We start from the raw sequence: 19,162 nt of genomic DNA, 5'->3' as shown, positions 1-19,162 counted from the left end.
AAGACCGCTGAGGTCGGCGCGATGCGCAAGATGCTCGACCGGACCGAAGAACGGTTCGGCATCAAGCCAGACTAGGTGGCGGCGGATACGGCATATGGACATCTGCAGTATGGCGCATTGCGACGCCGATTGGAGCAGGAGCCATCCACCCCATCACCTCTGACGGGCCGCACCGCAGCGTCGCTGTCCGAACCTGGACGTCTCCTTTGGGCCGTCCATGCCCCCCCTGTTATTGCCGATCCGCAATTGTCGCCCCGAGCCAAGGCTGAATGTGGTCATGATTACCCACCCCTAACTATGCTCTTCCTCCGACACCGCCGCCAGAGCGCGGTTATAGGTTTGCAGGGCGTCTACGTGAAACAGCGCGCCCATGAGTTCGGGGGGTTTGTCTTCGCCCGCCAGAGTGACCACCGGGATGAAGGGCATCGGAGAGCGGTCAAACACCGGCATCGCCGCCGCGAGCGTGGCGTTGGCGTCGATATAGACGCCCTGTTCGATCAAGGCCCAGCAGTCGTCTTCCGGGGCCGCGCGGGGGTCGGTTTGCGCCCGCATCAGCTTGGCCACCGCGAACATCCCCAAAAGATAGGCCTGTGGCCCCGCCGCAAGCTGAATCCCGCGCCGTTCAAGCTGGGTCAGGAAGAACGAGCGCCGCACAAGCTGTGAGCCAAGCGCGGTCGACATCGACACCGCCACCATCACCGCAAGCCCGGTCTGCCAGTCCCCCGTTAGCTCGAACACGATCAGCGTGGTCGAGATCGGCGCGCCAAGCACCGCCGCCGCCACCGCGCCCATGCCCGCAAGCGCATAGAGGGTGTGCGAGCCCGACACCTCGGGAAAGATCGAGGTCGCCACAAGCCCGAAGGCCAGCCCGGTCAGCGCCCCGACCATCAACGAGGGCGAGAACACCCCGCCGCCCATGCGCCCGCCGATGGTGATCGCCACCGCCACCACCTTGAGCATCGCGAAGATCACGGCCTCATGCAACAAAAGCTGTCCGGTGAGGGCGGCCGAGGTGGTCTCATATCCGACGCCGATGATATGCGGAAACCAGATCGCCATCAGCCCGAGCAAGGCCCCTGCCCCCGCCGGGCGCAGCCACCGTGGCAGGCCGGTGCGGTTCTGAATACGGCCGGCGACGCTTTCGGCCAGAAAGATCGCCCGCATCAGGGCGGCGGCGACAAAGCCACAGACCAGCCCGAGGATGAGAAAGGCCGGCAATTCCACGTAAAATTCAAGCGCGCTTGCGACCGGCAGGGAAAATTCGGTGACATCGCCGAATTCCAGCCGGTTGATCACCGTGCCCGCCACGCTGGCGATCACGATGGGGGCAAAGGCATGCACCGCGAAATGGCGCAACACCACCTCTAGTGCAAAAAGCGCCCCCGCAATCGGCGCGTTGAACGAGGCCGACACCGCCGCCGCCACCGCACAGCCCAGCAAATCGCGCCCGGTGATGCCATCGGCGTGGATCTTGTCGCTGACCCAGCTTGAAATCACCCCGGCCATGTGCACCACCGGCCCCTCGCGCCCCGAAGAGCCGCCAGAGCCGAGCGTGATCAACGAGGCCAGCGCCGAGGCCACCCCTTCGCGCCGCTCGACCCGGCCCTCATAGATCGCCGCCCCCTCGATCACATCCGACACCGAACGCACCCGCCCGTCCGGCGTAAAGCGGTGCAGGATAAGCCCGACCGCCAAACCGCCCGCAATTGGCAGGAACAGCACCCAGTACCACGGAAGGGTTTGCGCAAAGCTATGGAGGTGGGTGACATCATAAGAGCCATAAAGCAGCCCCTGAAGCGCGTTGATCCCCTTGCGGAACAACAGCGCGGCAAAGCCGGCGGCGATGCCGATCAACAGCGCGATCAGCCAGAATTGAAACTGGCTTGGCCCGCGCCCGCGCAAAACCTGCCATCCCCGCCGGATGCCCTGCACCACCGGATCGCAGGCCTGTCGCCAGAATGAGCGCTCGAAATTCTGCATCAACCTTCCGTCCACGCCGACCGGCGCGCTTTCGCAATGGCGCGGCTTCGCCTAGGGTAAGGCGTCACTCACGATGAAAGACCAAGCATGGGCATTCAGAACGCAATCGCCGACCTCATATCATCTCTAGGCCAACAGGTAACGCGGTCCAAGTCCGATCTGGAAATCCATGGTCGCAGCGAGTCACATTTCTCGCTCTGCCCGCCGGATGCGGTGGTTTACCCCGAAAATACAGCGCAAGTGGCCGAGATCCTTGCGATCTGCGCGCGCCATCGCTGTCCGGTGGTGGGCTGGGGCACGGGCACCTCGCTTGAAGGGCAATCCCAGGCGGTTCTCGGCGGTGTCGTGGTTGATTTCAGCCGGATGAACAGAATACTCAGTATCGCCGCCGAGGATATGACCGTGACGGTCCAACCCGGCGTAACGCGCGAGGCGCTCAACGAGGAACTGCGCGCCACCGGGCTTTTCTTTCCGGTCGATCCGGGCGCCAATGCCTCGCTTGGCGGCATGGCCGCGACCCGCGCCAGCGGCACCACCGCCGTGCGGTATGGCACGATGCGCGACAACGTGCTGGCGCTTCAGGTGGTCACGGCCAGCGGCGAGGTGATCCGCACCGGCACGCGCGCGCGCAAATCCTCGGCGGGCTATGACCTGACCGGGCTTTTTGTCGGCTCTGAGGGTACGCTTGGCCTTGTGACCGAACTGACCCTGCGGCTTCAGGGCACGCCCGAGGCGATCTCGGCGGCGGTCTGTGCGTTCGAGAGCGTGGGCGATGCGGTGGCGGCGGTGATCGACACCATCCAATGCGGCGTGCCAATGGCACGTATCGAGTTGATGGACACCGAGAGCGTCGCCGCCGTCAACGCCTATGCCGGGATGGGCCTTGCCCCAAAGCCGCATCTTTTGCTGGAATTTCACGGCACCGAGGCCTCGGTGCGCGAACAGGCCGAAAGTTTTGGCATGATCGCCAGGGATCACCGCGGCTCGGGCTTTGACTGGGCCAGCCGCCCCGAGGATCGCAGCGCCCTTTGGACCATGCGCCACAATGCCTATTACGCCATTCTAGCCGCCCGCCCCGGCGCGCGCGCGATTGTCACCGACATTTGCGTTCCGATCTCGAAACTGGCCCGCGCGATCGAGGACACCCGCGCCGATCTTGAACGGTCCGGCGTTCGCGGGCCGATCCTTGGCCATGTCGGGGATGGCAATTTTCACGCCGTTCTTCTGGTCGATGAGCATGCCCCGGATGAGATCGTGCGCGCCAAGCAGGTCTCGGACCGGATGGTCGAACGCGCACTTGCGCTTGGCGGCACCTCGACCGGCGAACATGGCATCGGCATCGGAAAGCTTGGCTATATGGCGCGCGAGCATGGCGGCGGTTGGGCCATGATGGGCGCGATCAAGGCGGCCCTTGACCCCGACAACATCATGAACCCCGGCAAGCTGGTGCCACCGCGAAACTAAGGGCCGACCCTCTGATCCGTGATGTTTTGATGATCAGCTCAGTTGGCTTGCGCCAATAGCGACGCATGTCCGCTTGGAGCCCAAAGTTCCAAATGCTGCGCTGTAGATGAATTACGGCTTTGCGCAAATGATATGATAAAGCTTGTTTGTTACGATAACCACAGAAAAGCATTACTAATAGAAACGTCGCTCAGGGCGGCAGATCTAGCAGTGTGCCCTTTCTCAAACAATGGGGCGTCAGAGCGCTGGTCTGCATTCCCAAGCGAGACTATCTCCATTTTTTTAAAGTGAGATTTGGACAGGGTCCCATAGCATAAGGGGCCAGTTATTGGCGATAAGACAGCTTCATCAAACGAAGGCATATGGGTGTTAGGCCAGCTTAGTGTGAAGATTGATATCCAGTTCAGGTAGCCAAATTCATGTCCAACCTCATGTACTTGTGCTAAGCCCCACCCATCCGCCTCGAACATCTCTTTTCCTACCGGGAAATAGGGGTTCCGAGACTTTCCATTTTGCGTAGGAAACGTAAGCAAATCATTTGCCGCAACGACAGAAGCCTGTGGAGCGTTAAGCGTTTTACGCAACTTCTCTGGCCGCGGGGACCTAAGCCGGGCCAACATTTTCTCGTTGTATTTTACTCGCGTTACCAAATCAGACTCTGCCATGTCCAAGTTGCGCAGCTCATCGATGTCTGTCTGATTTTCCAAAATTGAGATCGCCTTGGCTGTTGTTGCCTCGTGACGTAGTCCCTTTTTCTCAAGTTGATCCGCCAGAACCAGCCAAAAGGTGAGTTCTATCTCATCTCCATCTTCGAGCATTTCGCGCTTCATAAGTTCGATCAATTCGTCGATCTCCATCGGCAACTTTAGAACTGCCTTCAATAGCTCGACCAGGTCAGAAGCATCATCGTTAGAATACAATCCCGCGCCCCATGCACCCACCCGCGTTCTCCTTCTGTTTTTGATAAATGATACTTTTGGGTTGTGCAGTAGCACAGATAGGCAACATGAAACAGACTAGTAGAGCGGTCATTGGCGCAGTCGCAGCGAAATGGCGCTTCGTCCCGCATAGTTGACAGTCGGGACTTCCGAAGCCCTCGCAGATTCCCACGAGGACGCGGTGATGAAATAAGCCAGTCCGTGAGTGCGTTTCGCCGCGAGATTCAGCAAAACAGGGGACGGGCTTGCCGCTGATCTCCACCCTCTTTTGCACAGAACGATGGACAGATCCGATAAAACCGCCCAAGCTTGGCCTATTATTCAGGGAAAGGCATGGAAATGGCACTTCAGGTCATCGGCTCGGGCTTTGGGCGCACGGGCACCAAATCTCTCAAGGCGGCTCTGGAACGGTTGGGGTTTGGCCCCTGTCACCACATGCATGAAATCGCCGAGAACCCCGACAAGGTCGCGCCATGGCAAACCCTTGCCGCCGGCGGGGCGGTGGATTGGGAGGCGGCGTTTGAGGGCTACAAGTCTCAGGTTGACTGGCCCGGCGCCTCTGCCTGGCGTGACCTGGCAAAGGCCTTTCCCGAGGCCAAGGTCATTCACACCGTCCGCCCCGACGACAAGTGGGTCGCCAGCTTTGAGCGCACCATCGGCAAGCTGATGGCCAATTACCAGGACATGCCGCTACCGCCGCATATCCGCGATATTCTTGATGCCTGTGCCGTCCTTATCGGCGACAATACCTTTGGCGGCCCGGTAAGTGACAGCGCCCTCGCCCTTGCCGCCTATCGTCGCCAGACATCCGAGGTTACCGCCGCCTTGCCCGCCGAACGCCTTTTGGTGTTTGACGTGGCGCAGGGCTGGGCACCGCTTTGCGCCTTTTTGGGGGTGGATGAGCCGGATGAGCCCTTTCCCCATCACAACCTTCGGGCCGATTTCTGGGAGGTTCTGGGCGGCGAGCCAACCTGAGGGCGCGCCTCTTAGCCGCCCATCAGGGCCTCGGCGGCGGCGCAGGCCTCGGGGGTGATATGCTCGCCCGAGAGCATGCGTGCGATTTCGTCCACCCGGTCGCCATTCAGCATCGGGCGCACGGTGGACAGGGTCTGGTCGTTCTCGACCCGCTTTTCCACCCGCCAGTGATGCGCCGCCTTGGCCGCAACCTGCGGCGAGTGGGTGACCACAAGTACCTGACCGCCCTTGGCCAGTTGCGCAAGCCTGCGACCAACCGCATCGGCCGTGGCCCCGCCGACGCCGCGATCAATCTCGTCGAAAATAAGCGTCAGGCCGCTATCCGTGCCGGTCAGACAGACCTTGAGCGCCAGCAAAAACCGGCTGAGTTCGCCGCCCGAGGCGATCTTGGCAAGCGGCCCTGCGGGCGCGCCGGGGTTGGTGGCGACACTGAAGGTCACCTCGTCCTGCCCGCTTGGGCCCGCCTCGGCGGCGGTCAGCCGGGTCTCGAACACCGCCCGTTCCATCTTGAGCGGGGCCAGCTCTGCGGTGACGGCGCGATCAAGCGCAGTGGCGGCCTCTTTGCGCGCTGCACTCAGCGCCTCGGCGGCACGGGCATAGGTGGCCTCGGCCTCTGACAGGGCCGCGCCAAGGGCCCTGAGATCGGCATCGCCCTGATCCAGCGCCGCGATCTGGCGGCGCAACGCATCGGCAAAATCGCAAAGGTCGTCGGGCAGAACGTCATGCTTTCGCGCAAGCGCGCGGATCGCGAACAGGCGCTCTTCTGCCTCTTCCAGCTCGAGCGGATTGAAGCTGAGCGCGTCAAGACAGCGGGTGACGCCGCTGGCCGCCTCGTCAAGCTCCACCAGCGCGCGGCCAATCGCGGCGATCGGCTCGTCAAGCTGTCCCCCGGCCTTTTCGGCAACCCCTTCAAGCCAGCGAAGCGCGTCGGCGGCGGAACCCTCGGCCCCCTCATGGCCAAGCACCTGCGCGGCGCGCGCGATGTCCTCGCGGATACGCTCGCCCGATTGCATCATGCGGCGGCGGGTATCAAGCTCGGCCTCTTCGCCGGGTTGCGGGTCAATCGCGTCAAGCTCGCCCACGGCATGGCGCAGGAAATCCTCTTCGGCGCGCACCTTGGCCAAAGCCACCTCGGCGGCCTCAAGCGCCTTGCGCCGCGCCGCCACATCGCGCCATGCGGCGCGCACCGTGTCGCGCAACCCGCCAAGATCGCCGTAGGTATCAAGCAGATCACGGTGCCCCTTGGGGTTTAAAAGCCCGCGATCATCATGCTGGCCGTGCAATTCAACCAGCGTTTCCGAGAGCCGACGCAACACCTCGCCAGAACAGCGCCGGTCGTTGACCCAGGCCGTCTTGCGCCCGTCGGCCCCGTTGACGCGGCGCAGGATAAGCTCGTCGTCTTCCGGAAGACCCGCCTCGCGCAGGACCGCGCGCGCAGGATGGGTCGGGGCAATGTCAAAGGTCGCGACCACCTCGCCCTGATCTGCCCCGGCGCGCACAAGTTCGGCGCGCCCCCGCCAGCCAAGCACAAAACCCAATGAATCCAAAAGGATGGATTTCCCGGCCCCGGTCTCGCCGGTCAGCACGTTAAGGCCCGGCTGAAACACAAGGTCCAGCCGGTCAATGATCAGCATGTCGCGAATATCGAGACCCCTGAGCACTTTGCCCTGCCCCCTCAGTTCCGGGTTACAGCCACCGGCCCTGAATCATCTGTCGGTACACCTGCCGCAGCCAGTTGTCGCCCGCCGCTTCCAACGTCAGACCCCGGCCGGTCAACAGTTTATAGCTGTCCTCGTACCACTCGGTGCCGCGGAAGTTATGGCCAAGGATGGCGCCGGCGGTGCGGGCCTCATCGACCAGACCAAGCGACAGATAGGCCTCGACCAGACGATGCAGCGCCTCGGCGGTATGGGTGGTGGTCTGGAAATCCTCGACCACGACGCGGAACCGGTTGATCGCCGCCGAGAAATGATCGCGGCGCAGGTAGTAGCGGCCGATTTCCATCTCTTTCGAGGCCAGGTGATCAAAGGCCAGATCGAATTTCAGGATCGCCGACGAGGCATATTCGCTATCGGGATAGCGCTCGATCACTGCGCGCAACGATTGCAATGCCTGAAAGGTCAGCCCCTGATCGCGCCCGACCTCGTCAATCTGGTCGTAATAGCTCAGCGCGAGAAGATATTGCGCATAGGCGGCATCTTCGTCGGTGGGATAGAAATCAATGAAACGCTGCGCAGCGGCGCGGCTGTTTTCATAATCCTTGTCCTGATGATAGGCAAAGGCCTGCATGATCACCGACCGCTTGGCCAGCTCGGAATAAGGATAAAGCCGCTCGACCTCGGCAAAGCTTTTGGCCGCAAGGTCGGGATCACGCTGCGCAAGATCATATTCGGCGCGCTCGAAAATCTGCTGAGCGGTGTAATTTTCGTAATTGACCGTGCCGCGTTCGACGCTCTGGTCAGAGCATCCGGCTGCTGCGACGACCACAAGAAGGGCACCGACCAACTTAGCCCGGGACTTGCCGACATTCATGCGCGATCTCACCTTAAATTACGAAGACAGGGGAAGACCCCTCATGTTGCCTTGGTCCTAGCACAGAAATTTCCGGTGCAAAACGCCTTTGGCACATTTCTGCGCCATGATCTCAGGCAACTTGCGGAATTTCCGTCCAATGAACCCCGGTCCCCAGCAAAAGTGCAGTGGTTTCAGTGTTGCATTCGATCAGATCATAGTTGGCCTGATCCGCGAAAACCCTCCGCAATAATTCATTGGTCAGGGCATGACCCGCCTTAAGCCCCTGATAGTGGCCAAGGATCGGGCGCCCGGCCAGACCCAGATCACCAAGCGCATCCAGCATCTTGTGGCGCACAGCCTCATCTGCATGACGCAGCCCACCGGGGCTGAGCACTTTGTCGCCATCCACCACAACAGCGTTTTCAAGTGTCCCGCCAAGCGCAAACCCGTTGGCACGCATCTGGTCCACGTCGCTTTTGCGGCAAAATGTCCGGCTGTTGGACAATTCCCGCACAAAACTGCCGTGAGACATGGTCAGAACCTTTTTCTGAACACCAATGGCGGCATCTTCAAACTCGATGCCGAATTCGATCTGCAGGCCATCATGTGGCGTCAGACGGGCCCAGGCAGTGCCACGGCTCACTTCGACGGGGCGCAAAACGCGCAGGGCAATGACCGGATCGGCCAGTTGCTGCAGGCCATTGGCCAAGATCGCGCAGACGAACGGTGCCGCACTGCCGTCAAGAATCGGCACTTCGGGGCCATCCACATCAATCAGCGCATTATGCACGCCACAGCCGACAAGCGCCGCCATCACATGCTCGACCGTCATAACCGACAGACCTGTGGCGCTGACCAGACGGGTGCAAAGGGGGGATTGTTCGACCAGATGCCAGAGCGCTGGAATTTGGTTGGGGATACCTGAAACATCAATGCGACGAAACGTTATGCCGGCACCCGCAGACGCCGGACGAATCGTCAGTTGCGCGGGCTGTCCCGAGTGCAAACCGACGCCCCGAAAGGTCACTGGATGTGTGATCGTTCTCTGCAAAACAGTCCCTGCCCCCTAATGGCATAGATACGTTCACGCGGTCGTTGCATCCTGTTAGGGAGATGGGTGCGACAGCTCAACACAATCTTTGCAACCGCTTGAAACATGTCGCCCTGCACCATGAGCGGATTCTCGCCCATGCATGGAACTTGTCGTCAGCGCACCTGTTGGCACTCACGGACCCAAGGGGATGGCTTCGCGCGCCGTCAGGCAAATGCCAATAACAATGGGGGTCTGCACTGCGAAGCTGGACGAACCCGCTCTCGCGGTACTGGCGCTTGTTGTGTGTGTGGGGGGGGGGGGCGCTGATTGAAGTGCTGTGATGTTGTGAACTGACGGTCCTGCTCGACGATTGGGAGCCTCTCAATCTGACGATGTGAGGTTTCAATGTCAGACCGGTATGGACCAGCGCCAGGCCAGCGGTTTCTCGAAGACATGCGGATCAAGGGGCTGCAGCCGAAGACACTGTATTTGCGAAGGATGCGTGACGTCTCGTGGTTTCCGGGGCACGCGCCGGATAGCTCCAGGCCTGCGGACCTGCGGGCGTTCCAGCTCGATATGAAGGCGCGTGGAGTTGGCGCGCCAACCTTTAACAGCCGACATACGGATCTGCGTTTCTTCTTCGCCACGACGTGCCCGCACCCGGAGATGAAGCGGCACATGTGCGATCAGCGGGCAGCCGGGAAGATCCCCGTTGTGCTCAGCGCAAAGGAGGTCGCGCGTCTTCTTGAAGCTGCACCAGGGCCCTGGCCCAAACAATCGGGCGGCCTTCAGAGTTGCCTCCGGTGGCGGGTTGCAGGCCAGCGAAGCCATCCATCTGAAGGTTGGCGATATCGTGCCAGAGGCGCGTCTCCGACACACCTGCCCGAGGCGCGTCCAGCGGGCCGGCTCTTTCCGGGGCGCAACCGCGTTGATCCGATCTCAACGCGGCAGCTTAACCGGGCCTTCGGAGTGGCCTGAAGATCTGCCTGGCGATCCCGACGAACGAGATCATCATCCGCCTTGCCCGGAATGCGGTGGCGCGATGATCGTCATCGAGACCTTCACGCGCGGCCAATCGCCAAAATCCCGCGCCCCGCCATGGATGCACGCCGCATGATCCATCCGCCTCAACCGACCTTGCAACGCAACGACGCCGGACGAATTCCTGTGACCAGCCTTGCAATAGCTCGGCAAAAACCTGACGAAAAAGGCAAGAAGCGATGCCGCAGCTCGGTCTTCGAACGCGAGACGATCTCGTGGGTCCTGGAGGGCTCCTGAATGTCGGCGGTGCCGGTCACCAGTGGGTCGTGAAAGAATTGCACCGCTCCGATCTCCAGCATGTGCAGGATGACCTGGGCGTCCTTTGGATCGCTCTTGTCCCAGCTGTTATGTAAGGCCTCGTGCGTCCGGGCCAATCCGGCGGAAAAGATGGGCTTCAGGTCGAACCCGGCTTTGCCAAGATGGTATGCCAGAGGGCGGTGATAATTACCGGTCGCCTCGAACCCGATCCGCACCGGCAGGTCGCAGCGGGCAAGAGAAGTGGCCAGCGCTGATAGTCCTCCAGCGTGTTCGTGATCATCAGTCGGCGACGGCGCTTCTTGCCGGGAATGCCAATCAGCACCGCGTGCCGGTGCCTGGAAATGTCGATGGCGACCAGCACGGTCGAAACAATGGAATGGGTGGCGGTCATAGCTGGTCTCCTCAGCGGTGTGGTTCATGCTAGACCACTGTTGAGACCTGAGACCCGGTTATGGCCACCCGCTGCGCTCTTTCGGGCTGCGCGCGTGGCCAAAACCGCTCTGCGGCGCTTCTTCCCGACGTGCTATGGGACGGAACTGACCAGTAACGCCATCCTGAAATGGCACGAAGATTGCAAAGTCGATTGGCACTATATCGCGCCGGGCAAGCCAATGCAGAACGGGTTCGTCGACAGCTTCAATGGCCGCATGCGGTACAAATGCCTGAACGCGCATCTGTTCGATAACCTGCGCCATGCCCGCAATCTGGTGGCGGCAAGGCGAAACGACTTCAACCACCACCGCCCACATCCCAGCCTGTCTGGCATGACACCGGCGGAATATGTTGACCGGTCAAAGGCAAGCCAAAACCTGAACAGAGCCAACCTATAACAACGGACTCTCAGGGCGGCATGTATGAACCGCCTTCCCCTGCAAGCGTTTTTTAATGTGAATTAGTCTCGATGTGATCTTACACCGCCCCCATCCCAGAGAAGTGGAACGGGGGCGGCGCATCTCTTGAATGAGATGATGGTTGTGGACCAGTCTCTCGCGCAGGCGATGAAGCGCTTGCAAATCCAACTGTTCCTCTGACTTGATCGCGACGAAAGACATTGTTGGCCGTGTGGCAGCTTCGGCAATAGTCTCAGCGTCCCGGTAGTCATTCTTGTGAACCTTCACGTAGGGCCGGACATACAGCGGCGACATCAAGCGTGGCTCGTGGCCTTGCTCAAGGCAGAAACGACCAATGTGATGGCCCCACCGCAAGCTTCCATCGCCACGACACAGGTGGGAATCTTTGCCAGGAAATCCAAAAGCCTGAACCGCTGGATGCGCCTTCGGAAGACAACCGCGCCACGGCCATCAAGGCCCGCCACGCCGCGCACCGTCTTGCCCAAGTCGATCCCAAGAACCGCTATTTCCATCAGAATTCTCCGTCTTCTCCACCATTCACCGCAACAATAGCGGCATCTCGGTGGGAGGGCAGTTCATCCCATCAGGTCAGTGGCCACAAACCTTAGACGGAGCGGCCTTTGACACGAAGCGTTCCGTCAGTTTGAATCCAACCTCAGCCATGAAAAAGCCCCGGAAGTTCCGGGGCTCTTAAACTCTGACGTTCAGGGCGCTGAACGATCAGGCCGCCTTGCGCTTGCGGCGCGCAAACAGGCCCAGTCCACCTAAACCAGCCAAAAGCATGGGAAGCGCCGCAGGTAGAGGAACTGGCGCAACGGTGGCCGATGCCAAATAGAATTGTTCCGCGTTGCGCGTCAAACCATTCGCGGTGACCATATCAAACGAACTGTCGTCAAACGCGAAAGTCGCGCTGAGAACGTTTCCAAAAGAGAGAGTTTGGAGATTACCAAATGTATAGCGGCCAAGAATCCCGCCATTGATCGCAAACAGGAGGGTCTTCTGCAATGCGGTCGCTGAGTTGCTAAACGGTGTGTGACCGTCTTGCTGGAAAACAAGGCCGCTCAGGTTCATTGCGGTATCGAAGGCAATCGTCACGGCCTCTGTGGCGGTAACATTGTCATCACCCGCACCAGACGCACAGCGATTGGACGTACCGCCGTTGCTGAAATCAGTCACGTTCTGGCAGACACCCAGACCAGCATTGCCATGGTCGAAATATGCGAAGTAGCCTCCGTTTGCCGAAAACGTTACATCGACGCCATCCATAGTGATAACGGTGCCGTCTTCGACGCCGCGTTCGTTGTTGTCCGCCTCGGCAATAAAATCTAGGGTTGCTGCTTGTGCCATCGGTGCAAAGCACACTAAGGCAACTGCGCTGGCAAAAGCTTTAAGTTTCATGATCGTCCCCTTTTAAAATCCGCTCCCCCCTTGATCCCTTGGCGGGACGCTGAGGTTAAAAACCATCTGCGGCAAGAATTGACATAGCGATGACACCCCGTCATCTCATTTCTGACACGTTCTCCTTAAGGTGGTATTTCCACTTAATCTGTCGAAACAAAGCATATTCATGAGAATTACTGTTGCCATTTTCTGCATGGACAGTGCCGAAATGTTGGATGTGAATTGATGGCCCTCAGCATTCATCAAGCAGATTCGCAAGCGTTTCAGCTTGACTTGTCTTATTGTGAAGCGACTGCCACGAGCAGGGCCAAGAACCGATAACGGATTCTGCGGCGCAAATTAACGGCGACCGTTTTGGGAAACGTACCTTTGTATAAATCCGCCATAGGCCAGCACATCTTCTCAAGATCAAATCAGAAATCAATTCTGTCTTGTCGACGCTTCAGACGGACACGATGGCCAGAACATCCTTTCGCTTGACGGCATTCCTGGCAGCATTTTCAACCACTTTGCCACGCCGCAGAACAACAATCTGATCCGCTAATTCGAATGCAAAATCAAAGTACTGCTCCACCAAGACAATCGCCATGTCGCCACGGTCCCGCAGCAGGCTTATGACTTTTCCTATATGTTGGATGATGTTGGGTTGGATGCCTTCCGTCGGTTCATCCAATAGCAGCAGTTTTGGCTTGGTGATCAGCGCACGGGCGATGGCCAGTTGTTGTTGCTGACCGCCCGACAGATCCCCCCCCCGACGGTGCGCCATTTCGTTGAGGACTGGAAACAGGTCAAAGATCGCGTCCGGGATAAAGTGCTCTGACCTGGGAAGGCAGGAAAATCCTGTTTGCAGGTTCTCACGCACAGTCAGCAACGGGAAAATATCGCGCCCCTGAGGGACATAACCGACGCCCATCTGCGCCATGGTATGCGCCCCAATTTGCCCCAGGGGCCGACCGTCAAATGTGATATCCCCCCCCGAGCGCGGATGCGTGCCTGAGATCGCCCTGAGCAGACTGGTTTTCCCAACGCCATTGGTGCCCATGACACAGGTCACTTCGCCCAATCTGGCCTGCAATGTGATGTCATAGAGGATCTGCGATTTGCCGTAGTGCAAGGTGAGGTCTTTAACGTTCAACATATCCTAGCGCCCCAGATAGACGTCGATGACGTCTTGGTTCTTGGTGACATGGTCCAGAGATCCTTCGGCCAGAACCGACCCTTCGTGCAGCACCGTAACCTTGCAGTTCAAGCGCCGGACAAACTCCATATCGTGTTCGACGACGACAACCGCGCGGGTCTTGGCCGCCTCGACAAGAATCGCGGTGGTCTTTTCGCGCTCTGCCGGCGTCATGCCCGCGGCAGGCTCATCCACCAGCAAAAGCTGCGGTTCCTGCGCCAGCAGCATCCCGATTTCCAACCATTGTTTCTGACCATGGCTCAGCTCTCCTGACACACGCAAAAGCGCCTCTTGCAAACCGATCTGTTCGGCGAGGTCGTCTACGCGGGTAAAGTCTGATCTGGACGGTTTGAAGAACAGCACCGCCAGGGGCCTGCGATCTTTGCGCAGGGCCATCATCAGGTTTTCCTGCACGGTCTGTTCCTCGAACACGGTTGGTTTTTGAAACTTCCGCCCGATACCGGCTTGGGCGATCCTGGCCTCGGACATGCCGATTAGGGACAGGCCTTTGTCGCCCCAAAGGATGTGCCCGGCATCGGGCCGCGTCTTGCCTGTGACGATATCCATAAACGTTGTCTTGCCCGCACCATTTGGCCCGATCACAGCGCGCAGCTCTGCGTCAGATATCCGGAACGACAGGTTGTTGATGGCACGGAACCCGTCAAAGCTGACCGTGACGCCTGAGACTTCGAGAAGGGTCGTCATGCATCTGCATCCTTGCGTTTGCGTTTCAACAGATCGATCAGGCCACCGATGCCCTTTGGGGCATAGAGTGTGACCATCACAAAGCTGAGGCCCAGCAGGACAAGCCACCAATCCACCCATTTGACTGTGTAGAATCCCAATGGGACATCCGGTGCCTGGCCGCCTGTGAACCAGCTTGAGACAAGGCTGACGAAGGCGGTACCGATCACCGCGCCGTAGAGCCTGCCGCGCCCGCCAATGGCAACCCAAACGGCGAGGTAGATCGACGCAATGGGGGCAACTTCGGCGGGGTTGATGATACCGGCTTGCGGGTAATACAGCGCCCCCGCGATGCCGGATATGCAGGCGGTGAGCGTGAAAACCGCCAACTTGTAGGTCTCTACCGAATAGCCCAGAAACCGCACCCGCGCTTCGTTATCGCGGATGCCGCGAATGACCGACCCGAATTTGCCGGAGACGACCCAGGCCACCAGCAGATAACCAAGCGCGAGTGCCAGTGCCGAGGCCCAGAAGAACCAAAGAGACACGACCGATTGCGGGGCTGTGACGCCCGGAAGGTTTTGCAGCCCCGACAGCCCGTTGTTGCCACGCAATCCGCTGGCGTTCTGGAACAGATAGAGCGACAGGCCCAGTGTCATGGCTTGGGTCAGGATCGACAGGTAAACGCCTGTGACACGGCTGCGAAAGGCAAGCCAGCCGAACACCAGCGCGAGGATGCCCGGGACCAGCACAACAAAGGCCAACTGCAAGACGAAACTGTCCGCGAAGGCCCAGATCAACGGGAAGTCACTGCTGCCCACAACGCCGAATATCTGGTTGCCGATGCCTGTTTCGATTTCTTCAGGTGTCGGGGGTAGCACCCCTTCGGACAGGGCGTTTTCGACAATCTGGCGGGTACGCTCATACATCAGCCACATGCCGATCATGTACCCGCCAAGACCAAAGAACGCGAAGTGACCCAGTGACAGGATGCCCGTGTAACCCCAGATCAGGTCCATCGCGATGGCAATGAGGCACAGGCACAGTGTCTTGCCCAGGACCTTGACGAAACTGGTCGAGATGAAACCAATGCCGAAGCCTTCGGACAGTCCCGTAACCACCAGCGTGAAAAGTGCCAGCAGCGCGAGGAAGATCAGGACCGACGGATTGCGTGCAATGAATGATCTGTTCATCGGCTCAATCCCCCGCCGCACGGCCTTTGAGGGCGATGATGCCCCTTGGCCGGAACTGAATGAAAATGATGATAAAGATGATCATATAGGTTTGCGCCGCCAGTGTGTTTGAAGGGTTCAGGAATTCGACCCCCTTCTGGAAACCGCCAATCATCGCCGCCCCCGCCAGCGTGCCCCAGATGTTGCCAACGCCGCCCACAACCACGGTCATAAAGCTTTGCACGATGTAGTCGCTGCCCATCTCGGAGGTCACCTTGGCAAAAAGCCCGATGGCGACACCTGCGATGCCCGCGATGCCGGAACCAAGCCCGAAAGTCAGCATGTTCACCCGGTCCGGATTGATCCCCATGCTCGCTGCCATGCGCGGGTTTTGCGTAACGGCGCGGGTCTCCAAACCCAGCCGGGTGCGCTTCATGATGAAAAGGAACAGCGCCAGAAACAGCAGGGCGAGGATGAAAATGGCGATGCGGATATAACTGATGGAAACCACATCGTTGATGACCCAGGCCCCGTCCAGCCAGGGCGGCGAGGTCAGCGGGCGGGCCTGGGTGCCAAAGATGTTTTTCGCCAGTTGCTGCAGCGCGATGGAGACACCAAAGGTCGCGAGCAGGGTCTCAAGCGGACGATGGTAAAGCCAGCGCACAACAAGCCGCTCCAGCGCGACACCAGCGGCAAAGGTCACCGCAAAAGCCAAAGGCACCGAGATCAGGATCGAGACCGTGTGGTTTGGTACAAACATTTGCACGACATAGCCGGTATAAGCCCCCATCATGATGAATTCGCCATGCGCCATGTTGATCACGCCCATCACGCCAAAGGTGATCGCAAGGCCAATGGCGGCAAGAAAATAGATCGAGGCGAGAGACAGGGCATCCAGCCCCAGATCCGCCGCCTGACTAATCGCCACCCGGGTCTCGGATGCGGCAAGGGCGGCCTCTGCGGCATCGGTCACCGCCTGCGACGGTTCTGCGTAGACATCAAAGAAACGGTAGGTGGCAAGGCTTGCGTCGATGTCGGCTTGCGTGACCCGAGGGGCCGCCAAATCCCGCGCGACAAGCGCATCATAGGCCGCGTCGCGCGCCACTTCGGTGGACAGTTGCGCCGCAGGAAACCCGGCGACCCGGCCACCGTCGATATGCGCCTCAAGCGTGGCATCTCGGGCATCGGCCGTGATCTCGACCGGCGCATCACCTGCCGCGACCAGCAGGGCATAGGCCGCGTCGCGTGTCAGCGCATCGCTGCCGACAATCAACTTTTGGGCGATATTCGCCTCCGGTCGAGTTTTGCTCACCACCCTTGTGACACTCAGGATCGGGTTCAGCGTTGCGCGAAAATCGACACCCAGATCCCCGGACATATCGTTGATCGCCGCAACGCGGGTCGCCACGTCGCTGTCATAGGCCATGCTCATCAGCCGTTCGAGCCGCGTTTTGCGCGCCAGAATATCCGCGTCTGTTTCGCCCTTGATCGAGGCCCGCAGGGGCGCCAGCAACGCCACCTCAGGATCACGTGCAATCGAGTCCAGCGCATCGGCGCGTTTCGCCACATCAGGGTCAGACAACTGAAACTGCACCAGAGCCGTTGCGATCATCGCCCGCACTCCGCTGTTGGGTTTGAGTTGCCTGAGGTCGCTGGCGGCAGCAGTGCCGACATCCGCACCCTGATCAAAGTCTCGCAGCCTATAGGTGCCATCCGCCTCTTTGGTCGCAGTAAAGAACAAGCCATCCGCCTTGCGCTGCCACATGTCCTTGGCCTGCCATATCTCCAGCACCTTCTGTATCTGCGGCAACCCGCTTGCCACCAGCGCATCAATCGCAGGGCCAATCGTGCGGCGCGAGCTTTCCTCGATGAGTGCCCGCTGGCTTTGCAACACATCCTGAACGGAGCGCGTCTGAGCCAAGGCCGAATGGCCCAGGGACAGGGCAAAGCACAGGGCCAGCAACAAGGTCTTCATAATGCTATTCCGGAAAATCAGAGACAGAGGGCACGCGCGAGGCGTGCCCTCGTTATGTTGATCAGTAGTTGGACAAAGTCTGCACGCAGGTCTTGGTCTCGGTGTTGTACATACCGCAGCCCAGGTCCTTCCAATCCGACATCAGCTTGGCGGACTGTGGCAGGAAGTCGGTCCATGCATCGCCCGGCACTTCGCTGGTCTGGCTGATGATATCGAACTGGCCCTCAGCTGTGATCTCGCCGATCAGAACTGGCTTGGCGAGGTGGTGGTTGGGCAGCATGACGGCTGTGCCGCCAGTCAGGTTCGGGAATTCCTGCCCGTACATCGCCGTGCGTACAGCATCTACATCGGCACTGCCCGCATCCGTCACCGCGTTCACCCACATGTTGAAGCCGATGTAATGCGCCTCCATCGGGTCATTGGTCACGCGCTCTTCGCCCATGCGGTCTTTCCATGCGGCAATCCATTCGGCGTTGGCGGGCGTGTCGGCCGACTGAAAGTAGTTCCACGCGGCGAGGTGTCCGACGAGGTTGCTGGTATCCAGACCCGACAGCTCTTCCTCACCCACCGAGAAGGCCACAACCGGGATATCATCGGCCGAGATGCCCGCCGCTGAAAGCTCTTTGTAGAACCCGATGTTCGCATCGCCATTGATGGTCGAGATCACGCCGACCTTCTTTCCGTCCGCCCCCAAGGCCACAACATCAGCCACGATCTTGGACCAGTCGGAATGACCGAATGGCGTGTAGTTCACAAAGATATCGCTCTGCGCGATGCCTTTGGATTGCAGGTAGGCCTCCAGAATATTGTTGGTCGTGCGCGGGTAGACATAATCGGTGCCGAGCAGCGCGAATTTCTCGATGCCAAGTTCCTCAAGGAAATAATCAGTTGCCGGGATCGCCTGCTGATTGGGCGCCGCCCCTGTGTAGAAAACGTTTCTGGAGCTTTCCTCACCCTCGTATTGCACAGGGTAGAACAGCAGCCCGTTCAACTCCTCGATAACGGGCAGAACCGATTTGCGGCTTACGCTGGTCCAATTGCCAAAGATCACGTCGACGTCCTGCACCGTCAGCAATTCGCGTGCCTTTTCAGCGAACAGCGGCCAGTCAGAGGCAGGATCGACCACAACCGCCTCAAGCTGACAGCCCAGCACGCCGCCCTTGGCGTTTTGCTGGTCAATCAGCGTCAGCATCGTGTCTTTCAATGTCGTTTCGGAAATTGCCATAGTGCCGGAAAGCGAGTGCAGCACACCCACTTTGACCGGGCAATCAGCGGCCATGACAGGCAGAGCCGTCAGCGCGGCGAGTGCAGAGGCAAGAGCAGTGGTCGTTTTCATGTGATATCTCCCTGCAGGGACACCACCCGCGTCTTGCTCTCGCAAGACATGCGCATTAGCTATTCCCTGCAACTTAATTGTTGCAAACCGTGTGGCGACTGGTCTGAGGTCCAATTCATCCGGTCGTCACACACCCCATTTACCTCCGTCACGATTCGACGGATGGGGACGCGCTATCGTTGCTGCGTTGCAGCGCTGTGGCCAAATTTGTCTGTGGACTTTATCAACCATCATGAGCGAATGCCTAAATGTTGTGCGTCATTCGCCGCAAGCGCCCATCAATTGATCGCTTGCGCGATTTCGGTTCATGTTGCGGGCTTAATCCCTGCTCCCTTACTCCCCGATGTGATCGAATTGCAGGCA

Annotated in this window: 13 protein-coding genes and 4 pseudogenes; 4 read left to right on the top strand and 13 right to left on the bottom strand. The window is 59.6% G+C overall.

The window, feature by feature from the left end; genetic code table 11:
• Positions 1-291: 291 nt before the first annotated feature.
• The gene (locus tag BUB78_RS05240; RefSeq protein WP_073195717.1) at positions 292-1,980 is read right to left on the bottom strand and encodes a chloride channel protein; all 1,689 of its coding nucleotides are present in this window, start codon (positions 1,978-1,980) and stop codon (positions 292-294) included.
• Positions 1,981-2,067: 87 nt separating this feature from the next.
• Here BUB78_RS05240 and BUB78_RS05235 point away from each other — a divergent pair, with 87 nt between their 5' ends.
• Positions 2,068-3,444 carry an FAD-binding oxidoreductase gene (locus BUB78_RS05235; protein ID WP_073195715.1) on the top strand — a complete coding sequence of 459 codons (1,377 nt, stop codon included), beginning with the start codon at positions 2,068-2,070 and terminating at the stop codon, positions 3,442-3,444.
• Between the two features lie 149 nt (positions 3,445-3,593).
• On the opposite strand, the gene BUB78_RS05230 is transcribed toward BUB78_RS05235, so the two are convergent.
• Positions 3,594-4,385, bottom strand: coding sequence for a hypothetical protein (locus BUB78_RS05230; RefSeq protein WP_073195713.1), 792 nt, complete (start codon positions 4,383-4,385; stop codon positions 3,594-3,596).
• A gap of 330 nt (positions 4,386-4,715) precedes the next feature.
• Here BUB78_RS05230 and BUB78_RS05225 point away from each other — a divergent pair, with 330 nt between their 5' ends.
• Complete coding sequence (locus BUB78_RS05225) at positions 4,716-5,357, top strand: sulfotransferase family protein (protein WP_245813360.1); 642 nt, start codon at positions 4,716-4,718, stop codon at positions 5,355-5,357.
• An 11-nt stretch (positions 5,358-5,368) separates the two neighbouring features.
• On the opposite strand, the gene recN is transcribed toward BUB78_RS05225, so the two are convergent.
• The 3 genes from recN to lpxC all read right to left on the bottom strand — a co-directional run bounded on the left by recN (position 5,369) and on the right by lpxC (position 8,922).
• Positions 5,369-7,018: a DNA repair protein RecN gene (recN, locus tag BUB78_RS05220; protein WP_073195712.1), complete on the bottom strand. Its 1,650-nt coding sequence runs from the start codon at positions 7,016-7,018 to the stop codon at positions 5,369-5,371.
• A 25-nt stretch (positions 7,019-7,043) separates the two neighbouring features.
• Complete coding sequence (locus tag BUB78_RS05215; RefSeq protein WP_073195710.1) at positions 7,044-7,889, bottom strand: outer membrane protein assembly factor BamD; 846 nt, start codon at positions 7,887-7,889, stop codon at positions 7,044-7,046.
• A 112-nt stretch (positions 7,890-8,001) separates the two neighbouring features.
• A complete protein-coding gene (lpxC, locus tag BUB78_RS05210) occupies positions 8,002-8,922 on the bottom strand; it encodes a UDP-3-O-acyl-N-acetylglucosamine deacetylase (protein WP_073195708.1) in 921 nt (306 codons plus the stop codon).
• Between the two features lie 973 nt (positions 8,923-9,895).
• Here lpxC and BUB78_RS21525 point away from each other — a divergent pair.
• Positions 9,896-10,021, top strand: a pseudogene (locus tag BUB78_RS21525) (IS91 family transposase); the annotation flags it as partial.
• Between the two features lie 94 nt (positions 10,022-10,115).
• On the opposite strand, the pseudogene BUB78_RS05200 reads toward BUB78_RS21525, so the two are convergent.
• Positions 10,116-10,594, bottom strand: a pseudogene (locus tag BUB78_RS05200) (IS110 family transposase); the annotation flags it as partial.
• A gap of 136 nt (positions 10,595-10,730) precedes the next feature.
• Here BUB78_RS05200 and BUB78_RS05195 point away from each other — a divergent pair.
• Positions 10,731-11,033: pseudogene (locus BUB78_RS05195) on the top strand (integrase core domain-containing protein); the annotation flags it as partial.
• Positions 11,034-11,179: 146 nt separating this feature from the next.
• On the opposite strand, the pseudogene BUB78_RS21090 reads toward BUB78_RS05195, so the two are convergent.
• From BUB78_RS21090 to urtA, 7 genes and pseudogenes are all read right to left on the bottom strand, one after another.
• Positions 11,180-11,566, bottom strand: a pseudogene (locus BUB78_RS21090) (IS110 family transposase); the annotation flags it as partial.
• Between the two features lie 208 nt (positions 11,567-11,774).
• Positions 11,775-12,452 (bottom strand): VPLPA-CTERM sorting domain-containing protein, encoded by a 678-nt coding sequence (locus BUB78_RS05180; protein WP_084732771.1) that lies wholly within the window; start codon positions 12,450-12,452, stop codon positions 11,775-11,777.
• Positions 12,453-12,897: 445 nt separating this feature from the next.
• On the bottom strand, positions 12,898-13,593 hold the full coding sequence (gene urtE / locus BUB78_RS05175) for an urea ABC transporter ATP-binding subunit UrtE (RefSeq protein WP_073195699.1): 696 nt from the start codon (positions 13,591-13,593) through the stop codon (positions 12,898-12,900).
• A gap of 3 nt (positions 13,594-13,596) precedes the next feature.
• Positions 13,597-14,337, bottom strand: coding sequence for an urea ABC transporter ATP-binding protein UrtD (urtD, locus tag BUB78_RS05170; RefSeq protein WP_073195697.1), 741 nt, complete (start codon positions 14,335-14,337; stop codon positions 13,597-13,599).
• On the bottom strand, positions 14,334-15,509 hold the full coding sequence (gene urtC, locus BUB78_RS05165; RefSeq protein WP_073195696.1) for an urea ABC transporter permease subunit UrtC: 1,176 nt from the start codon (positions 15,507-15,509) through the stop codon (positions 14,334-14,336). Before urtC ends, urtD begins: the two co-directional genes overlap by 4 nt.
• Positions 15,510-15,513: 4 nt before the next feature.
• On the bottom strand, positions 15,514-17,463 hold the full coding sequence (gene urtB / locus BUB78_RS05160) for an urea ABC transporter permease subunit UrtB (RefSeq protein ID WP_073195693.1): 1,950 nt from the start codon (positions 17,461-17,463) through the stop codon (positions 15,514-15,516).
• Between the two features lie 61 nt (positions 17,464-17,524).
• Complete coding sequence (urtA, locus tag BUB78_RS05155; RefSeq protein ID WP_073195687.1) at positions 17,525-18,799, bottom strand: urea ABC transporter substrate-binding protein; 1,275 nt, start codon at positions 18,797-18,799, stop codon at positions 17,525-17,527.
• Between the last annotated feature and the right edge of the window lie 363 nt (positions 18,800-19,162).

It is taken from the genome of Roseovarius marisflavi, from assembly GCF_900142625.1.
In the GTDB taxonomy this organism is placed as follows: domain Bacteria; phylum Pseudomonadota; class Alphaproteobacteria; order Rhodobacterales; family Rhodobacteraceae; genus Roseovarius; species Roseovarius marisflavi.
Note: the sequence above shows the minus strand (reverse complement) of the source record. Positions and strands in the feature narration are given on the sequence as shown.

Coding starts and splice junctions, on each gene's coding strand:
- BUB78_RS05240 (WP_073195717.1), bottom strand. CDS start 1,980: ATGCAGAATTTCGAGCGCTCATTCTGGCGACAGGCCTGCGATCCGGTG.
- BUB78_RS05235 (WP_073195715.1), top strand. CDS start 2,068: ATGGGCATTCAGAACGCAATCGCCGACCTCATATCATCTCTAGGCCAA.
- BUB78_RS05225 (WP_245813360.1), top strand. CDS start 4,716: ATGGAAATGGCACTTCAGGTCATCGGCTCGGGCTTTGGGCGCACGGGC.
- BUB78_RS05215 (WP_073195710.1), bottom strand. CDS start 7,889: ATGAATGTCGGCAAGTCCCGGGCTAAGTTGGTCGGTGCCCTTCTTGTG.
- BUB78_RS05180 (WP_084732771.1), bottom strand. CDS start 12,452: ATGAAACTTAAAGCTTTTGCCAGCGCAGTTGCCTTAGTGTGCTTTGCA.
- urtE (WP_073195699.1), bottom strand. CDS start 13,593: ATGTTGAACGTTAAAGACCTCACCTTGCACTACGGCAAATCGCAGATC.
- urtD (WP_073195697.1), bottom strand. CDS start 14,337: ATGACGACCCTTCTCGAAGTCTCAGGCGTCACGGTCAGCTTTGACGGG.
- urtC (WP_073195696.1), bottom strand. CDS start 15,509: ATGAACAGATCATTCATTGCACGCAATCCGTCGGTCCTGATCTTCCTC.
- urtB (WP_073195693.1), bottom strand. CDS start 17,463: ATGAAGACCTTGTTGCTGGCCCTGTGCTTTGCCCTGTCCCTGGGCCAT.
- urtA (WP_073195687.1), bottom strand. CDS start 18,799: ATGAAAACGACCACTGCTCTTGCCTCTGCACTCGCCGCGCTGACGGCT.